The 15,356-nt window shown below is 65.0% G+C and carries 11 protein-coding genes; 2 read left to right on the top strand and 9 right to left on the bottom strand.

Annotation, left to right across the window (positions count from 1 at the left end):
- Nucleotides 1-40: 40 nt before the first annotated feature.
- Both VF673_RS03565 and VF673_RS03560 read right to left on the bottom strand, forming a co-directional pair.
- Entirely contained in the window at nucleotides 41-3,289 is a 3,249-nt protein-coding gene (locus VF673_RS03565; RefSeq protein WP_440290920.1) for an AAA family ATPase, read from the bottom strand.
- Nucleotides 3,286-4,563 carry an exonuclease SbcCD subunit D C-terminal domain-containing protein gene (locus VF673_RS03560; RefSeq protein WP_440290919.1) on the bottom strand — a complete coding sequence of 426 codons (1,278 nt, stop codon included), beginning with the start codon at nucleotides 4,561-4,563 and terminating at the stop codon, nucleotides 3,286-3,288. Before VF673_RS03560 ends, VF673_RS03565 begins: the two co-directional genes overlap by 4 nt.
- Nucleotides 4,564-4,637: 74 nt before the next feature.
- On the opposite strand from VF673_RS03560, the gene VF673_RS03555 reads away from it, so the two are divergent.
- On the top strand, nucleotides 4,638-4,955 hold the full coding sequence (locus VF673_RS03555; RefSeq protein WP_273128108.1) for a hypothetical protein: 318 nt from the start codon (nucleotides 4,638-4,640) through the stop codon (nucleotides 4,953-4,955).
- Nucleotides 4,956-5,000: 45 nt separating this feature from the next.
- Here the strand turns inward: VF673_RS03555 and VF673_RS03550 are convergent, their stop codons facing one another.
- On the bottom strand, nucleotides 5,001-5,915 hold the full coding sequence (locus VF673_RS03550) for an alpha/beta hydrolase family protein (protein ID WP_440290918.1): 915 nt from the start codon (nucleotides 5,913-5,915) through the stop codon (nucleotides 5,001-5,003).
- Nucleotides 5,916-6,188: 273 nt separating this feature from the next.
- Here VF673_RS03550 and VF673_RS03545 point away from each other — a divergent pair, with 273 nt between their 5' ends.
- Nucleotides 6,189-9,188: a bifunctional diguanylate cyclase/phosphodiesterase gene (locus VF673_RS03545; RefSeq protein WP_440290917.1), complete on the top strand. Its 3,000-nt coding sequence runs from the start codon at nucleotides 6,189-6,191 to the stop codon at nucleotides 9,186-9,188.
- 13 nt (nucleotides 9,189-9,201) lie between these two features.
- Here the strand turns inward: VF673_RS03545 and hemN are convergent, their stop codons facing one another.
- The 6 genes from hemN to ftsY all read right to left on the bottom strand — a co-directional run bounded on the left by hemN (nucleotide 9,202) and on the right by ftsY (nucleotide 15,308).
- Complete coding sequence (hemN, locus tag VF673_RS03540) at nucleotides 9,202-10,590, bottom strand: oxygen-independent coproporphyrinogen III oxidase (protein WP_440290916.1); 1,389 nt, start codon at nucleotides 10,588-10,590, stop codon at nucleotides 9,202-9,204.
- Between the two features lie 114 nt (nucleotides 10,591-10,704).
- Nucleotides 10,705-11,301, bottom strand: a complete 597-nt coding sequence (locus VF673_RS03535; protein WP_440290915.1) for a hypothetical protein — start codon at nucleotides 11,299-11,301, stop codon at nucleotides 10,705-10,707.
- Nucleotides 11,302-11,367: 66 nt separating this feature from the next.
- Entirely contained in the window at nucleotides 11,368-12,231 is an 864-nt protein-coding gene (rpoH, locus tag VF673_RS03530; RefSeq protein ID WP_440290914.1) for an RNA polymerase sigma factor RpoH, read from the bottom strand.
- 181 nt (nucleotides 12,232-12,412) lie between these two features.
- Entirely contained in the window at nucleotides 12,413-13,423 is a 1,011-nt protein-coding gene (gene ftsX, locus VF673_RS03525) for a permease-like cell division protein FtsX (RefSeq protein WP_440290913.1), read from the bottom strand.
- A gap of 1 nt (nucleotide 13,424) precedes the next feature.
- Complete coding sequence (gene ftsE, locus VF673_RS03520) at nucleotides 13,425-14,087, bottom strand: cell division ATP-binding protein FtsE (RefSeq protein ID WP_090540895.1); 663 nt, start codon at nucleotides 14,085-14,087, stop codon at nucleotides 13,425-13,427.
- 3 nt (nucleotides 14,088-14,090) lie between these two features.
- Nucleotides 14,091-15,308 carry a signal recognition particle-docking protein FtsY gene (ftsY, locus tag VF673_RS03515; protein WP_090540897.1) on the bottom strand — a complete coding sequence of 406 codons (1,218 nt, stop codon included), beginning with the start codon at nucleotides 15,306-15,308 and terminating at the stop codon, nucleotides 14,091-14,093.
- Nucleotides 15,309-15,356 lie beyond the last annotated feature (48 nt).

The raw sequence follows: 15,356 nt of genomic DNA, 5'->3' as shown, positions 1-15,356 counted from the left end.
CAGCCGGTCACCCCGGCTGCGGCAGGGGTCAGTACCTGCATCAGACGATCTGCAGGCAGCCCGGACCACTGATACGGCTGCGCCCACCGGTGCCGGGGTAGACCCGGATGCGCGTGCCTATGCGCTCCTTCAGTGCCTGCACGTGCGAGATGATGCCGATCAGCTTGCCCTCCTGCTGCAGCCCGGCCAGGGTGTCCAGGGCGGTATCCAGCGCCTCCTCGTCGAGGGTGCCGAAGCCCTCGTCAAGGAACAGCGAATCGACCCGCACATTGCGGCTGGACATCTGCGACAGCCCCAGGGCCAGCGCCAGGCTGACAATGAAGCTTTCCCCACCGGACAGGTTCTTGGTCGAACGCACTTCGCCGGCCTGATAGTTGTCGATCACGTTCAGCTCCAGCGGCTGCTCCGCATCGCGTACCAGCAGGTAGCGGTCGGTCATCTTCTGCAGCTGGCGGTTGGCATGGCCGACCATCATCTCGAAGGTCAGGCCCTGGGCGAAGTTGCGGTATTTCTTGCCATCGGCCGAGCCGATCAGGGCATGCAGGGCATCCCAGCGTCGGCACTCGGCCTGCTGCGCTTCGATGGCCTGCTGTCGTTCCTGCAGGCGTTCCCGGGCGCGGTCATTGTCCTGCAGGCGGTGGCGCAGTCCGCTGCACAGCTCGCGCATCTCAGCCAGCGATGCCTCCCGGGTTGCCAGCTCCCCGGTCAGCTGCTCCAGCGTCTGCTCGGTCAGCTGGCGGGCCTGCTCCGCTGCGAGGCGCTGACGGCGGTCGCTGATGCGCGCCTCCAGCTCGGTGTGGCGCCGCTCAAGCTCCCGGGCCTGACGACCCAGACGTTCCCGCTCAGCCGGCGGCAGTACCGCCGCCAGATAGGCCTGTTCATCCCCGAAGCCGGCCTGCACCAGCGCCTCGGCAAAATCCTCTTCCAACTGGCGCAGCTCCGGCTCACAGCGGCTGATGCGCTGCTGCACGGACTGCACATGGGCGCGCAGCTCGTGCCACTGCTGCTGCAGCGCCGCGTGGTGTTGCCGCGCGGTTTTCTCCGCCTGCTCGGCGTCGGTGACCGCCCGGCGCAGGCGCTGCTCCTCGGTGCCGGGGTCGCGGCCATCGAACAGGGCCCGGCGCTGGTCGACGAGCCCCTGCTGTTCCTGCTGCAGCGCCTGCAGCCGCTGGTCCCGCTGCGCCAGTGCTCCCTCGGCGGCCTGCGCCAGGGTCTGCTGATGGCGCAGTTCGCTGTTCAGCTCGCCGATGCGCCGCTCGATCTCCGTCTGGCTGGCAACCCGCGCCTGCCAGTCCGCCAGGCGCTGCTCCAGCTGCTGCAGCAGGGGCGCAAGATCGCCCTCCGGCAGACTGTCGATACCCAGCGGCTGCAGCCGCTCGGTCAGCAGTTGCCGGCGGCGGGCGAACTCCTCCCTGGCCCCCTGCAGGGCCGCAGACAGTGCGGCGACCCGCTCGCCGGCGCTCTGCTCGGTATGATTGGCGGCGGTGCCGGTGGCGCGAATCTCGCCGAAGTCGGTACGGGCCTTCAACTCCTGCTGTTCCAGCCGGCGGATCAGCGCCTCCTGCTCCTCCGCGTGGGCAATCAGCCTGTCCAGCTCGGCAATCCTCCGCTCGGCGGCATCCGGCGTGGGCACGTTGCCCCGGGCATAGGGATGGTCGGTGGCGCCGCAGAGGGGACAGGGCTTGCCATCGGCGAGCCGGCTGCGCTCATCCTCCAGCCGGGCGATGCGGTGCAGCAGCACCCGCTCGCGCTGCAGCGCGTCCCGCTCGGCGCGATATTCGCGCAGCAGGCGACCCTGCAGCAGGCTGTCCAGCGCTTCCCGCGCCCGGACGGTGGTCTGCTCGGCTTCCTGCAGCGCCTTCTCCTGCTGTCGGTATCGCTCTCGCAGCGCTCCCAGTTCGGTACTGGCCTGCCGGTGCTGCAGGGTGGCCGCCTCCAGCTCGTTCTCCCGCCGCCCCAGTTCCTGCTGGCGCTCCAGCAACCCATCCAGCTGCTCCCGCACCCCGGCCAGCCCGCCGACCAGCCACTGGTCCCGGGCATGCTGCAACAGGTACTGCTGCACTTCCTGCAGCGTCTGCCCGGCCTGGTCCAGTTGTGCCTGCAGGTGCGTTCGCTGCCCGTGCAACTGTTCCAGTGCCGCCCGGTCCGCCGTGCAGCCCTGCTGTTCGGCGGCGATGAGCCGGCGCTGCTCCTGCAAACGTTGATCCAGACTGCGGACCTGCTCCAGTACCGGGGCGGCTTCCTGCAACTGGCGGCGACTGTTCTCGCAGTGCTGCACCGCCTTGTCGAGCGCCGCCTGCTGCTGCCCGGCCGCCTGCTCCAGCTCCGGTAACCGGGCCTGCTCGCGGACCAGGGTGTCGCGGTCCTGCTGCAACTGCTGGCGGGTGGTACGCAGGGTCGCGTGGGGCGCATCCAGCAGCATGGCCTGCATGGCGAGGGCCAGCTGCTTGAGCTGGGGTTCGAAATCCTGCTGCTCCCGGCGCAGGTTTTCGCTTTGCTCGGCCAGCAGCAGCAGCTCGCGCTCGAGGCTGGCCAGACCGGTCAGCCAGTCGATGCCCTGGCGGGTCACTTCCACGTCGGAGGCCAGGGTCTGCTCTTCGGCGGTGCGCAGCGCAAGCTGCTCGCGCAACTGCTGTTCCTGCTCGCTGTCCAGCAGCACTATGCCGGCGGTCTCCGCCTGCAGCAGCTCAAGCGCCTGACGTTCGGAACGCTGACGCTCGTGCACGCGCACGGATATCTCGCTGTAGATACGGGTGCCGGTGATCTGTTCGAGAATGGGCGCACGCTTGTCCGCGGTGGCCTGCAGGAAGGCGGCGAAGCCGCCCTGGGCCAGCATCATGGAGCGGGTGAAACGTTCGAAATCCATGCCGGTGGCCAGCTCCACCTGCTCGGCGACCCGGCTCAGCTTCGATTCGATGATCCTGCCGCTGTCGGCATCGGCTATCTCGTGTTTCGGCGCCTGCAGGGTGCCGTCGATACGCCCGCGCGCCCGGCGCTGGCTCCAGTGGCAGCGGTAGCGGCCGCCCGCCGTCTCGAAGGTCACTTCGGCGAAGCATTCCCCGGTCTGGCGGGACATGATCTCGTTGCTGCTGTTGGTCACCCGGCCCAGACGCGGGGTGCTGCCGTACAGCGCCAGACAGATGGCGTCGAGCAGGGTGGTCTTGCCCGCGCCGGTCGGCCCGGTGATGGCAAAGATGCCGTCGGCTGTAAAGGCGGGATCGGCAAGGTCGATCTGCCACTCCCCCACCAGCGAATTGAGGTTCTGGAAACGCAGCTGCAGGATCCTCATCCGTGGGTCCCTCCGAGGGCCCCGGCGTCATCCTCGTGGATCGATTGCAGCACCTCCCGGTAGGCGTGGCGCAGATCCGCCCGCTGCTCCTCGCTTACCTCGTGCTGATCGAGGCAGCGCTCGAACACCTCCTGCTCATCCAGATCGTCCAGCGTCTCCTGTTCGTGCATCCGGCCCAGCACCCGCTCGGCGATACGGCTGTTCTTGACCCGCAGTATCTCCATGGCGCTGCCCTCGGTGGCCTTGTCCAGACGCTCGCGCAGGTCGCTGACGATCTCCTCGCCCTGATAGATGATCTCCAGCCAGGCGTCCGAGCCGACAGCAACCAGCTCGGCCAGCCGCGCGGCAATCGCCGGCCAGTCCCCGGTGATCCGTTCCAGGCGCTGGAATACGGGTATCTCCAGCAGCTCGATGCCGGTCTGGCGCTGCCCCTCCTGCACGGCAAGATCCACCAGGCACAGGCTCTTGCGCTGGCGCGCCTCGCCGAAGCCCATGGGCAGCGGCGAGCCGCTGTAGCGGATGTGCTCCGAGTCGTTGACCTTCTGCGGTACGTGCAGATGGCCGAGGGCGACATAATCGAAGCTCGGCGAGAACAGGCTGGCGTGGACATGCGCCAGGGACCCCACATACAGCTCACGCACGCCATCACCCTCGATGGTCTGACCGCCGGCGGTGAACAGGTGACCGGTCGCGACTATCGGCAGGTGCGCGCCGAGCTCTGTCCGCCGATCTTCCGCCAATCTGGCCACGGCATCGTAGTGCTCGCGAATCCCGTCCTGCAGCTTGCGTTCCTTGTCTGCAACGCTCTCGCCGGCCGCTGCCTGGCGGATGTCCCGATCCCGCAGATAGGGCACGGCGCAGACGATGAGTTCCGGTTCGCCATCAGGGCCATGCAGGGTCAGCACCTGCTCGGCAATGTCCTCGGAGGTGCTGCCCACCACATGCACGTTCATCGCCCGCAGCAACTCCTGCGGCGCGGTGAGGAAGGACGGCGAATCATGGTTGCCGGCGACGATGACCACATGCCGGCAGCCGGCGTTCGCGGCCTGGCAGAGAAAGCGGTAGTACAGCTGCTGGGCGCGGTTGCTCGGCGCCGTGGTATCGAAGATGTCCCCGGCCACCAGCAGTACATCCACGCGCTGCTGCCGAAGGGTTTCGGCCAGCCAGTCGAGAAAGGCCTCGAACTCCCCATAACGGCGCCTGCCGTACAGGGTGCGGCCCAGATGCCAGTCCGAGGTATGCAGCAGCCTGAGGCTGCCCGCCGATTGCATCATATTGAAAACCCTTGAAACACTTGTACACTGGCACGCCGGCAATCTGCCTGTACCCCAACACAAGGAATATAACGATGAAATTGAGCCATGGAGTTCTCCTGGGCGTCTCTCTGGTGCTGCTGACCGCCTGTTCCAAGGGGCCGTCCGACAGCGAGGTGAAGGCAGTATTGCAGGCAGAGGTGGATAAGCTTGCCAATCTGACCAGCTTTGCCGGTCTGGACATGAAAGTCGAGCTGCACAAGGTGACGGTGCATGGCTGCGAGGAAGCACGCACCGACGTCTACCGCTGTGATGTGGAAGTCGATTCCACCGCCCCCATCGTCGGCCGTTCGGTCGAGCGCACCAACATCATGCTGGCCAAGACCGAAGCCGGCTGGATCCCTGCCAACTGAGGTCAGGTGGTACCGGGTCGGCAACGCCGACCCGGATATCAAGAGTCAGCGCGAAACGGCGCTGGCGCACTGCCCCGGCGCCTGACTGCCCGCCTCCAGCAGCCAGTCCAGCGCCGCATCCCAGAATGGCTGTGATTCACTGCGGAAGTAGCCCATATGACCGATCGGCGGGTTGCCCGGTGCCGGCTCGATGTCATACAGGGTCAGCGGAGCATTGCGGTAACCCTTGACGAAGGCATCCCGGGACCGCGGCGGGGCCCAGGGGTCATCCCGTGAGGTGACGAAGGCGCAGGGGGTGCGTACCCCTGCGTAGCGCTCATGCACGTGCGTCATCTGGGGGTCGTCGAAATAGTAATGCGGGTAGCCGCACCAGCGCTTCCAGTCCCGATACACCCCCAGCGGCAGATCGTCGCCCATGCCCAGCAGACTCCAGGCCATATACCCTTTCCAGGCGACGATGGGTGGCATGAGCACATGCCAGAACAGCCGTATCTTCCATCTTTCGGCCAGGGGCATCCAGCCGGCCCAGCCGGCACCACTGCCGAAGCAATAGCAGGCGGTGAGGCGATCGTGGTTGGGCAGCATGCCGATGGCGTGCCCGCCAAAGGAGTGCCCGACCCAGTACAGTGGCAGGTCTTCCTGGCTGAGCATGTCCACCGCGGCGGGCAGATCCTTCTCCGACCAGTCCAGGTAGCTCATCTCGAAGCCCTTCAGCTGCCGCGGGCGGGATTCACCGGTACCACGGAAGTCAATGGTCATGACATTGAAACCGCGACGGGCAGCATGTTCGGCGAAGCGTCGATAGAAACGCTGGGGTACCCCGGTACCGCCGGCCACCAGCAGGTTGCCCAGGGCGCTGCCCGGCGCATGATAGCGATTGACGCCCAGCGGATAGCCGTCGCGTGCGAGCAGGGTGAACTTTTCCGTGCGGATGTCGATGGGGGCGGATGCTGCGGTCATGACGAACTCCGTACTGCGGTTTCTTGTTGGAATAAGGGTTCCGGAATGTCGGCCGACAAGGCGCGGGCACGATGCGCTTTTCAAACGGCCGTTTGACAAAGTACCCAATGGGCCTACGACGGTCAATTGCCACAGCGTCAGCGCGGCACTGGCGATGACCATCCGCGCGAAGATTATCCCTTTGAAAGCAGCGGTTATTGAGGCAAGCGCAGCGGATCGACGATATAATCGGCCGTCAAACCTGATAGGCCCTTTTTTCTCCGGAACTGGACGATGCGGCAGAATCTGAAGTCCCTGGCACTGGTGCTGCTCGTCACCGTGGTCGTTCTGAACCTGTTCATGTTCGGGCTGCTGTCCTATACCCTCAACGCGTCCTACCAGCGCACCATCGACCAGGTGCGTACCAATGTCACCAACCTGGCACTGATGATGGACCACAGCATCACCGGCGCTGCCCGGGAAATCGTGCTGGTTGTCGAGGAGCTGCAGTACTACCTTGATCGCGAGCTGGCCGCCGGCCGTCAGCTACCCCCCGAGGAGCTGCGACAGCTGGTCCGGGACCGGGAGGGCTGGATAGGTCATATCGCCCGCCTGCATGTATCCGATGCCAACGGCCGGGTGCTGTCGGCGGCGCCCGAATCTGGCCAAGGCTTCAGCTTCGCGCAGCTGGACGCCTTCCACCAGTTGCACGAGAGCGCGGACATGGGGCAGATCATCACACCTCTGGTGCGCAGTCCGATCTCCGGCCAGTGGGTACTGGTGGTCCTGCGCCGCTATCATCTTGCCGACGGCAGCTTCGGCGGTGTGGTGGCCGCTGCAGTGGAAGCCAGTTATTTTACCAGCCTGCTGTCGGACCTGGACCTTGGCCCCAATGGCATCGCCCTGATACGGGATCTGGACAGGCGACTCGTTGCCCGACATCCCCCGCTTGACGCGCCACCCGGCCAGACCGGATCGATCGGCGGCTCCCGGGAGCTCACCGACCTCATGGACTCGGGCGTAGCGACCGGCTTGTTCTACAGCCGGGGCACAGCCGATGGCATCCCCCGTACCGATGCCTACCGACGACTGGAGCAGTTGCCGCTGATTGTGGTCGCCGGTCTGGGCGAGCAGGACTATATGGCCATCTGGCGCCATGACCGCAACAAGGCCATGGGGCTGGGCCTGCTGTTCTTCCTGGTAACCACTCTGGGAGCCCAGCTGCTGTGGCGCCAGGTCAGAACCAGCTACCACGCCAACCGGCGCAGCCGCATGCTGCTGCAGCACGCCAGTGACGGCATCCACATCCTTGACGAGGAGGGCCGACTGCTGGAGGCCAGCAATTCCTTCTTCCAGATGCTGGGCTACCCACCACTTGGCAACACCCTGCGCAAGGTAGAGCAGTGGGACGCCCTGCACACCGCCGAAGAGCTGCGCACGCTGATCACCGGGGCGCTGCGTTACAATCGCACCAACACCTTTGAAACCCGTTTCAGTCACCAGGATGGCCATGATTTCCCGGTGGAAGTCACCAGTGTCCCGCTGGAGATCGACGGCCAGCCGCTGGTGTTCAACGCGGCCCGGGACATTACCGAGCGCAAGAAGGTCGAGGAGGATCTGCGTATTGCCGCCCGCGCCTTCGAATCCCAGGTGGGCATGCTGATCACCGATGCCGAGCTGCGCATCCTGCGCTGCAACGAGGCCTTCAGCCGCATCACCGGTTACCAGCCGCAGGATGTCGTCGGTCGCAAGCCCAGCCTGCTGCAGTCCGGTCGGCACGACAAGTCCTTCTACGAGGCCATGTGGCACGGGTTGAACACTCAGGGTTCCTGGCAGGGTGAGATCTGGAACAAGCGCAAGAACGGTGAGGTTTATCCCCAGTTGCTGTCGATCGGCACCGTGCGCAACGAAGCCGGGGAAACCACCCACTACGTTGCATCCCTGTCGGACATCTCGGCGCGAAAGGCCACCGAGGAGCAGATGCGCACCCTGGCCTTCTACGACTCGCTGACCAAGCTGCCGAACCGCCGACTGTTCCTCGAGCGCCTGGAACATGCCTACGCCGCCGCCCAGCGGCTGCATACCTTCGGTGCGCTGCTGGTAGTGGATCTGGACAATTTCAAGACCCTCAACGATACCGATGGCCATACCGCCGGCGACCTGCTGCTGGAACAGGTGGCCAATCGACTGGTGGCCTGCGTACCCCATCAGGAGGCTGTGGCACGACTGGGCGGTGACGAGTTCGTGATTCTGCTGGACAACCTCAGCACCGATCAGGTCGACGCTGCACACCAGGCGGAAAAGGTCGCGCTGGCGGCGCTGGCGGCGCTGGGCCGGCCGTATCAGCTGGACCAGGCGGAGTACCGCGGGTCCGCCAGCATCGGCATCACCCTGTTCGGCCCGGGTGAATCCCAGTCCGCCGCCGAGGTGCTGCGCAACGCGCATCTGGCCATGTCCCAGGCCAAGATCAGCGGCAGCAGCGACTGGTGCTTCTTCGATACCAGCATGCCCGAGCAGGTGCGCGAACGCAGCGAGATCGATGCGGGTCTGCGCATCGCACTGGAACAGGACCAGTTTGTCCTGCACTACCAGCCACAGGTGGATGATGACGGTCGCATCCTGGGTGCCGAAGCCCTGGTGCGCTGGCTGCATCCGCAGCAGGGTATGATCTCCCCCGGGCGCTTTATACCCTTGGCGGAACAGAATGGTCTGATACTGCCACTGGGCAACTGGGTGCTGCTGGCCGCCTGCCGGCAGCTGGCCCACTGGGCGGATGACCCGCGCCTGGCACACCTGACCCTGGCGGTGAACGTGAGCGCCAACCAGCTGGCTCAGGCCGACTTCGTCGATCGGGTGCTCAGTGCTCTGGCCGAGACCGGCGCTCCGGCACAGCGACTCAAGCTGGAACTGACCGAGAGCGCCCTGGCGCAGGAGATAGAAAGCGTCATCGACAAGATGAAGCAGCTCAAGGAGCACGGCGTCAGCTTCTCCCTGGATGACTTCGGCACCGGCTACTCCTCGCTCAACTATCTGAATCGGCTGCCGCTGGATCAGCTGAAGATCGACCAGAGCTTCGTGCACGGCATACTGCAGGACAGCAACAGCGCCGAGATTGCGCAGATGATCGTACTGCTGGCCGAGCGCATGGGCCTGTCGGTACTGGCCGAGGGTGTGGAGAGCACGGAACAGCAGGCTGCCCTGCAGAAGCGCGGCTGCCATCAGTTCCAGGGCTATCTGTTCGGCAGGCCCATGCCGTTGGAGGAATTCGAGAGGATGGTTCTGGGCCGGAACTGACCCGGCCCGCAGATCAGACGGTACGGGAGAAGCGCCCCTTCTGCCCGGTGCCCAGATAGGCGTCGAAGGCCATGGCGACGTTGCGCAGCATCAGCTTGCCCTCCGGCAGCAGCACCAACCCATCCTCGTTGATGGCCACCAGCCCGTCCGTCAGGGGCTCCTCCAGCTGGGCCAGGGCATCGGCGAAATACGCCCTGAAGTCGATCTGGTAGCGGTCCTCGAACTTGCCGAAGTCGATGCGCTCCTGGCACATCAGATCCAGTATCACTTCCCTGCGCAAACGGTCATCCTCGGTCAGGGTGTAGCCACGCTGGATGGGCAGCAGCCCCTCGTTGAGGCGCGCATAATACTGGGACAGCTCCTTCACGCTCTGACTGTAGGTGTTGTGCACCTTGCCGATGGAGGACACGCCGATACCGATCAGATCGCAGTCGGCGTGGGTGGAATACCCCTGGAAGTTGCGTTGCAGGGTACCGTTTTCCCGGGCCAGTACCAGCTCGTCGTCCGGCAGGGCAAAGTGGTCCATGCCGATGTAGACGTATCCGGCTGCGGTCAGCCGGGCAATGGTCAGCTCCAGCAGTTCGAGCTTGCGCTCCGGTGGCGGCATGTCCTGGGGTCGGATCAGTTTCTGCGCGCGCACCAGCTCCGGCAGATGGGCATAGCTGTAGGCAGCGATGCGGTCGGGGCGCATGTCGATGATCTTGCTCAGGGTGGCATCGAAGCTTTGCACCGTCTGCAGCGGCAGGCCGTAGATCAGGTCCACGCTGACCGACCTGAATCTGGCCTCCCGCGCCGCCCTGACCAGCTCCCGGGTCTGTTCCTCGCTCTGCAGCCGGTTGACCGCGGCCTGCACCGCCTCATCGAAGTCCTGCACGCCGAAGCTCAGGCGGTTGAAGCCCAGTGCCCGCAACTGGTGGATCTGCACCGGCGCAACAGTACGTGGGTCAACCTCCAGGGAGAACTCATGCTCGTCACTGTCATCCAGATTGAAGTGCTCGCGCAGGCTGTCCATCAGCTCGGCCAATTGCTCGCTGGTCAGATAGGTCGGGGTGCCGCCACCCAGATGCAGCTGGGTCAGCTTGCGGGAGCTGTCGAACAGCGCCCCCTGCATGGCGATCTCGCGCTTGAGGTACTCCAGATACTCCACCGCACGCTCGGTCTTGTGGGTGATGATCTTGTTGCAGGCGCAGTAGTAGCAGAGGCTCTTGCAGAAGGGGATATGGATGTAGACCGACAGATTCTTCGGCGCCGCCTCGGCATTGCTGGCCTTGGCCGCCGCCACATAATCATCCATGGCAAAGGCCTGGTGAAACTGGGGCGCGGTGGGATAGGAGGTGTACCTCGGGCCCGGGCGGTCGTATTTCTCGATCAGGGCACGGTCGAAGGTGATGTTCTGGGTCATGGGTCTCTCGCCCTCAATATTGCCGGGACAGAAAGCTCCGGCGCTCGCAAAGGGAAAGTGTAAGGCAAGCCACCACCCTTTGCATTGAGGCGAGTCAAGAACAGCGCGGATTAACTATTCCGCGCGCAGCCCGAACATGATCGAATGGGCCCGCTCCTCGCCCACCGCGACCACCACGCCCTGGCGGGCATAGATCCAGGCCTGGCCCTGCTCCACCGGCATCTGCCAGTCGGGCTGGCCGAAGGTCGCAATGATGCGCACCAGCTTGAGCGGCTGCTCCGGAATCAGACTCAGGCGCTCCACCGGGTAGTCGGCCAGGGCGCGGCCGATATCGGTACCCACCGGCTGGTCAGGCATGTCGGCACGCCAGCCCCGGGCCTGCACCAGCGAGGCGGTCTGCTGTGGGTCCAGGGCAATGCTGGCAGTCACCTCCCATGGCTGACGCTCGGCCTCCAGCGAATAGCGACTGACCAGACGCGGCTCACCATCGGCACTGATCATCCACAACCGGCCCTCGCCCAGCACCGCGGACAGGTCGCCGAGTGTCAGCGAGCCGTTGCGCAGGGGAGCCCAGAGGCTGGCCTGATACTCCGGCTGCCAGCTCAGGGGCTGGGTGGCCTCCCGCTCCTGCCACCACTGGTCCAAGGCGAGGATGGTGAGCACTATCGCCGCCAGCAGGGTGCCGACACGCAGGGCCAATCTCGGATTCATGCAATTCCTCTTTGCCAAAAACAAAGGGGCATCCCACTGGATGCCCCTGTATGCCGTCCGACCCGATCAGGCCGCGTCGTCAACGTCGATGTGCTTCTTGAGCTTGGTCATCGCGTTCTTCTCCAGCTGCCGGATCCGCTCCGCGGAGACCTTATACTTGGCCGCCAGCTCGTGCAGAGTGGCCTTTTCCTCGGCCAGCCAGCGCTGGTAGAGGATATCCCGGCTGCGTTCATCCAGCTGGGCCAGGCCCTGCTGCAGCTGCTGGGTGGAGCTTTCGCTCCAGTCGGCGTTCTCCAGCTGCACCGCCGGATCGTAACGCTTGTCTTCCAGATAGTGCACAGGGGCGTAGCTGGCGTCGTCATCGTCGTCATCGGCGCCGTCGAACCCCAGGTCCTGACCATAGAGGCGGCTCTCCATCTCGCGCACCTCGCGGGCCGCCACACCCAGATCCTCGGCCACGGCGTTGACCTCGTCGTGGGTCAACCAGGCCAGCTTCTTCTTGGCGCTGCGCAGGTTGAAGAACAGCTTGCGCTGGGCCTTGGTGGTAGCCACCTTGACGATGCGCCAGTTGCGCAGGATGAATTCGTGGATCTCGGCGCGGATCCAGTGCACGGCGAAGGACACCAGGCGCACACCCATTTCCGGGTTGAAGCGCTTGACCGCCTTCATCAGGCCGACGTTGCCTTCCTGGATCAGGTCGGCCTGGGCCAGGCCGTAGCCGGCATAGCTGCGGGCGATATGCACTACGAAACGCAGGTGCGACATGACCAGCTGACGGGCTGCGTCCAGATCTTCTTGATAGTACAAACGGTCAGCCAGCTCGCGCTCTTCCTCGATACTCAGTACCGGGATGCTGCTTACGGTCTGAACATAGGCCTCCAGGTTGGCACCTGGCGAAAGGTTATGTACGGGCTGCAAAGCAGTGCTCATGTTTGGACTCCAGAAAATTCGTAAGACCGTTTCACGTCCGGTCGGGACGGGCCGGTAGCGCCTGGGCGCTTTGGCCGACACCGCAGTGTATCACTCAGGGCTCTGACAGGGAATGCTCGGAAAAGTTCCGCAACACCCCGATCAATACCTTTAAAATCAATCAGTTACCCGATTCCATCGGTTACTGTGGCTGAATCTCGCGGATATGCCGACCTACGGCCAGCCAGGCACCGGCCAGCCCCAGCAGCATGGCCGCGGCCAGCAGCGTCAGGCCATCGATGACCGGCATGCCGCTCAGTACGAAGTCGCTCTGATAGAGACTGGCCACCTCGCGTACAGTGACATTCAGCCAGCTCAGGCCGGCAATCAGCAGCAGCCAGGCCAGTGCCCCGGCCAGTATGCCGTAATAGACCCCAAGGTACAGGAAGGGACGACGCACGAAGGCATCGGTGCCGCCCACCAGTTTCACTACCAGGATCTCCTCGCGGCGACTCTCGATCGCCAGGCGGATGGTGTTGGCCATGACCAGCAACAGGGCGATGATCAGCAATATCGTCAGCCCGCCGGTGAAGCGCTCGAACATCTTCAGCACCGCGGTCAGCCGCTCGACCCACAGCAGGTCGATCTGCACCTCGTCGACGCCGGGCAGCTGTGCCAGCTGATCACGCAGTGGCCGCAGGGCCGAGGAGCCGCCTTCGATACTCTCGGGCATCACCAGTATCACGTTCGGCAGCGGGTTGTAGGCCAGCTGCTGCAGGGCCTCGCCCAGCCCGGAGTGCTGCTGGAATTCCGCCAGCGCCAGTTCCTTGTCCAGCAGCTGGGTGCTCGCCACACCGGGCAGCTCGTCGATCCTGCTCTGCAGTTGCCCGGCTTCGGCGGCATCCACCTCGTCTTCAAGGTAGACCGACAGCTGGGCCGCGCGCTGCCAGTCGATGCCCAGTTGCTCGACCTGGTCGATCAGCACCGCCAGCCCCATGGGCAAGGCCAGCACTATGCTCATCACCAGCACTATCATCAGGGTGCTGAAGGGGGAATCGGTAACCCGGTGCAGTGCCAGGCGGGCGCTGTCCCTGTGACTGTTGGCCCAGCTGCGCAGCGGATGGCGCCAGCTGTGCCGCGAACGGGCCGCACCGCTGGCGGTCTTGCCCTGGCGCTTGTCAGCTGCCTTGTTCTGGTTCTGATTGGTGGCCATCTCAGCTCCCGTCCGCCAGCAGTCGCCCTTCACTGAGGGTCAGCATGCGGTGATCCAGCTTGGCAATCAGCGGCAGGTCGTGACTGGCAATGATCACGGTCACGCCGACCCGGTTGAAGTCCTCGAACAGGGCCATGATCTCCGCCGACAGCGCCGGGTCCAGGTTGCCGGTGGGCTCGTCGGCCAGCAGCAGCGCCGGCTTGTGCACCACCGCCCGGGCGATGCCGACCCGCTGCTGCTCCCCTCCGGAGAGGGCGATGGGGTAGAGGCTTTCCTTCTTCAACAGGCCGACCTTGTCCAGCGCTGCCCGCACCCGCCGGCCGATCTCGTCCTGCGGGGTACCATTGATGATCAGCGGCAGGGCGACGTTATCGAACACGGTGCGGTCGAATAGCAGCTGGTGGTTCTGGAACACCACCCCGACCTGCCGACGCAGGTAGGGAATATCGTGACTGCGCAGGTCCTTGAGGTTCTGGCCACCGACGAAGACATGCCCGGAGCTCGGGCGCTCCATGCACATGATCAGCTTGAGCAGGGTGCTCTTGCCCGCCCCGGAGTGACCGGTGATGAACACCATCTCCCCGGTGCGTATGTGAAAGCTCAGGTTGTCCAGCCCCTGATGACCGTTGGGATAGCGCTTGCTGACCTGGTCGAAGCGGATCATCGGTTACTCGCGCCCGAACAGCGCCTTGACGAACTCCGGCGCGGTGAAGGGCCGCAGATCATCGATCTGCTCGCCCACGCCGATATAGCGGATCGGCAGGCCGAACTGCTTGGCCAGCGCAAAGATCACGCCCCCCTTGGCGGTGCCGTCCAGCTTGGTCAGTACCAGGCCAGTGAGGTCCACCGCCTGATCGAACAGCCGGGTCTGGCTGATGGCGTTCTGCCCGGTGCCGGCATCCAGCACCAGCAGCACCTCGTGGGGTGCATCGGGGTCGAGCTTGGCCATGACCCGCTTGACCTTCCTCAGCTCGTCCATGAGGTTGTCCTTGTTGTGCAGACGCCCGGCGGTGTCGGCAATCAGCACGTCGGCACCGCGGGCCTGAGCGGCCTGCAGGGCATCGAACACCACCGAGGCGGAGTCGGCGCCGGTGTGCTGCGCAATCACAGGAATATTGTTGCGCTCGCCCCACACCTGCAGCTGCTCGACTGCGGCGGCGCGGAAGGTATCCCCGGCGGCGAGCATCACCTGCTTGCCCTCGCCCTGCAGGCGCTTGGCCAGCTTGCCGATGGTGGTGGTCTTGCCCACGCCGTTCACCCCCACCACCAGAATCACGTAGGGCTTCTTGCCGGCGTCCACCTGCAGCGGCTTGGCCACATCCGTCAGCAGGCGCTCCAGTTCGTTCTGCAATGCACGGTACAGGGCGTTGCGGTTGGACAGCTCGCGGCGGCGCACCCGCTGCTGCAGGGATTCCATGATCAGGGTGGTGGCCTCGATGCCGACATCGGCCATCAGCAGGCGGGTTTCCATTTCCTCGAGCAGCTCGTCATCGATTTCCTTCTCGCCGAGGAACAGGTTGGCCATGCCTTCGCCCAGGTTGGCGCTGGTCTTGGACAGCCCGGCGCGCATGCGCGCGAAGAAGCCCTTTGGCTCAGCGGCCGGCTGCTCCGCCGGCTCGGCGGGTGTCTGGGCCAGCCCCGAGAACAGCTCGGCGGCGGCCTGGCGCGCACTCTGATCATGGCTGCCGGTGGCGGCGGGCTTATCGGCGGGCTTCTCTTCGGTCACTGCCTCAGCCGGTGCGGGGGGCTGGGCAGGCGCCTCGCCAGGGGCGTCATCCCCCTTGCGGCGCATCCAGCCGAACAGGCCCTTGCGACCGCTCTTGCCGTCGTCACTGCGCTCGGGATCCTGCTGTGGATGTTCTGGCTTGTCTTTGGAACCAAACATTGACTGTCACTATCTGAGTCTGGCGCTGGCGTTCGGGCTCCCCCTTGG

It is taken from the genome of Halopseudomonas sp. Lyrl_26, assembly GCF_051948695.1.
GTDB lineage: Bacteria > Pseudomonadota > Gammaproteobacteria > Pseudomonadales > Pseudomonadaceae > Halopseudomonas > Halopseudomonas formosensis.
Note: the sequence above shows the minus strand (reverse complement) of the source record. Positions and strands in the feature narration are given on the sequence as shown.

Coding starts and splice junctions, on each gene's coding strand:
- VF673_RS03565 (WP_440290920.1), bottom strand. CDS start 3,289: ATGAGGATCCTGCAGCTGCGTTTCCAGAACCTCAATTCGCTGGTGGGG.
- VF673_RS03560 (WP_440290919.1), bottom strand. CDS start 4,563: ATGATGCAATCGGCGGGCAGCCTCAGGCTGCTGCATACCTCGGACTGG.
- VF673_RS03555 (WP_273128108.1), top strand. CDS start 4,638: ATGAAATTGAGCCATGGAGTTCTCCTGGGCGTCTCTCTGGTGCTGCTG.
- VF673_RS03550 (WP_440290918.1), bottom strand. CDS start 5,915: ATGACCGCAGCATCCGCCCCCATCGACATCCGCACGGAAAAGTTCACC.
- VF673_RS03545 (WP_440290917.1), top strand. CDS start 6,189: ATGCGGCAGAATCTGAAGTCCCTGGCACTGGTGCTGCTCGTCACCGTG.
- hemN (WP_440290916.1), bottom strand. CDS start 10,590: ATGACCCAGAACATCACCTTCGACCGTGCCCTGATCGAGAAATACGAC.
- VF673_RS03535 (WP_440290915.1), bottom strand. CDS start 11,301: ATGAATCCGAGATTGGCCCTGCGTGTCGGCACCCTGCTGGCGGCGATA.
- rpoH (WP_440290914.1), bottom strand. CDS start 12,231: ATGAGCACTGCTTTGCAGCCCGTACATAACCTTTCGCCAGGTGCCAAC.
- ftsX (WP_440290913.1), bottom strand. CDS start 13,423: ATGGCCACCAATCAGAACCAGAACAAGGCAGCTGACAAGCGCCAGGGC.
- ftsE (WP_090540895.1), bottom strand. CDS start 14,087: ATGATCCGCTTCGACCAGGTCAGCAAGCGCTATCCCAACGGTCATCAG.
- ftsY (WP_090540897.1), bottom strand. CDS start 15,308: ATGTTTGGTTCCAAAGACAAGCCAGAACATCCACAGCAGGATCCCGAG.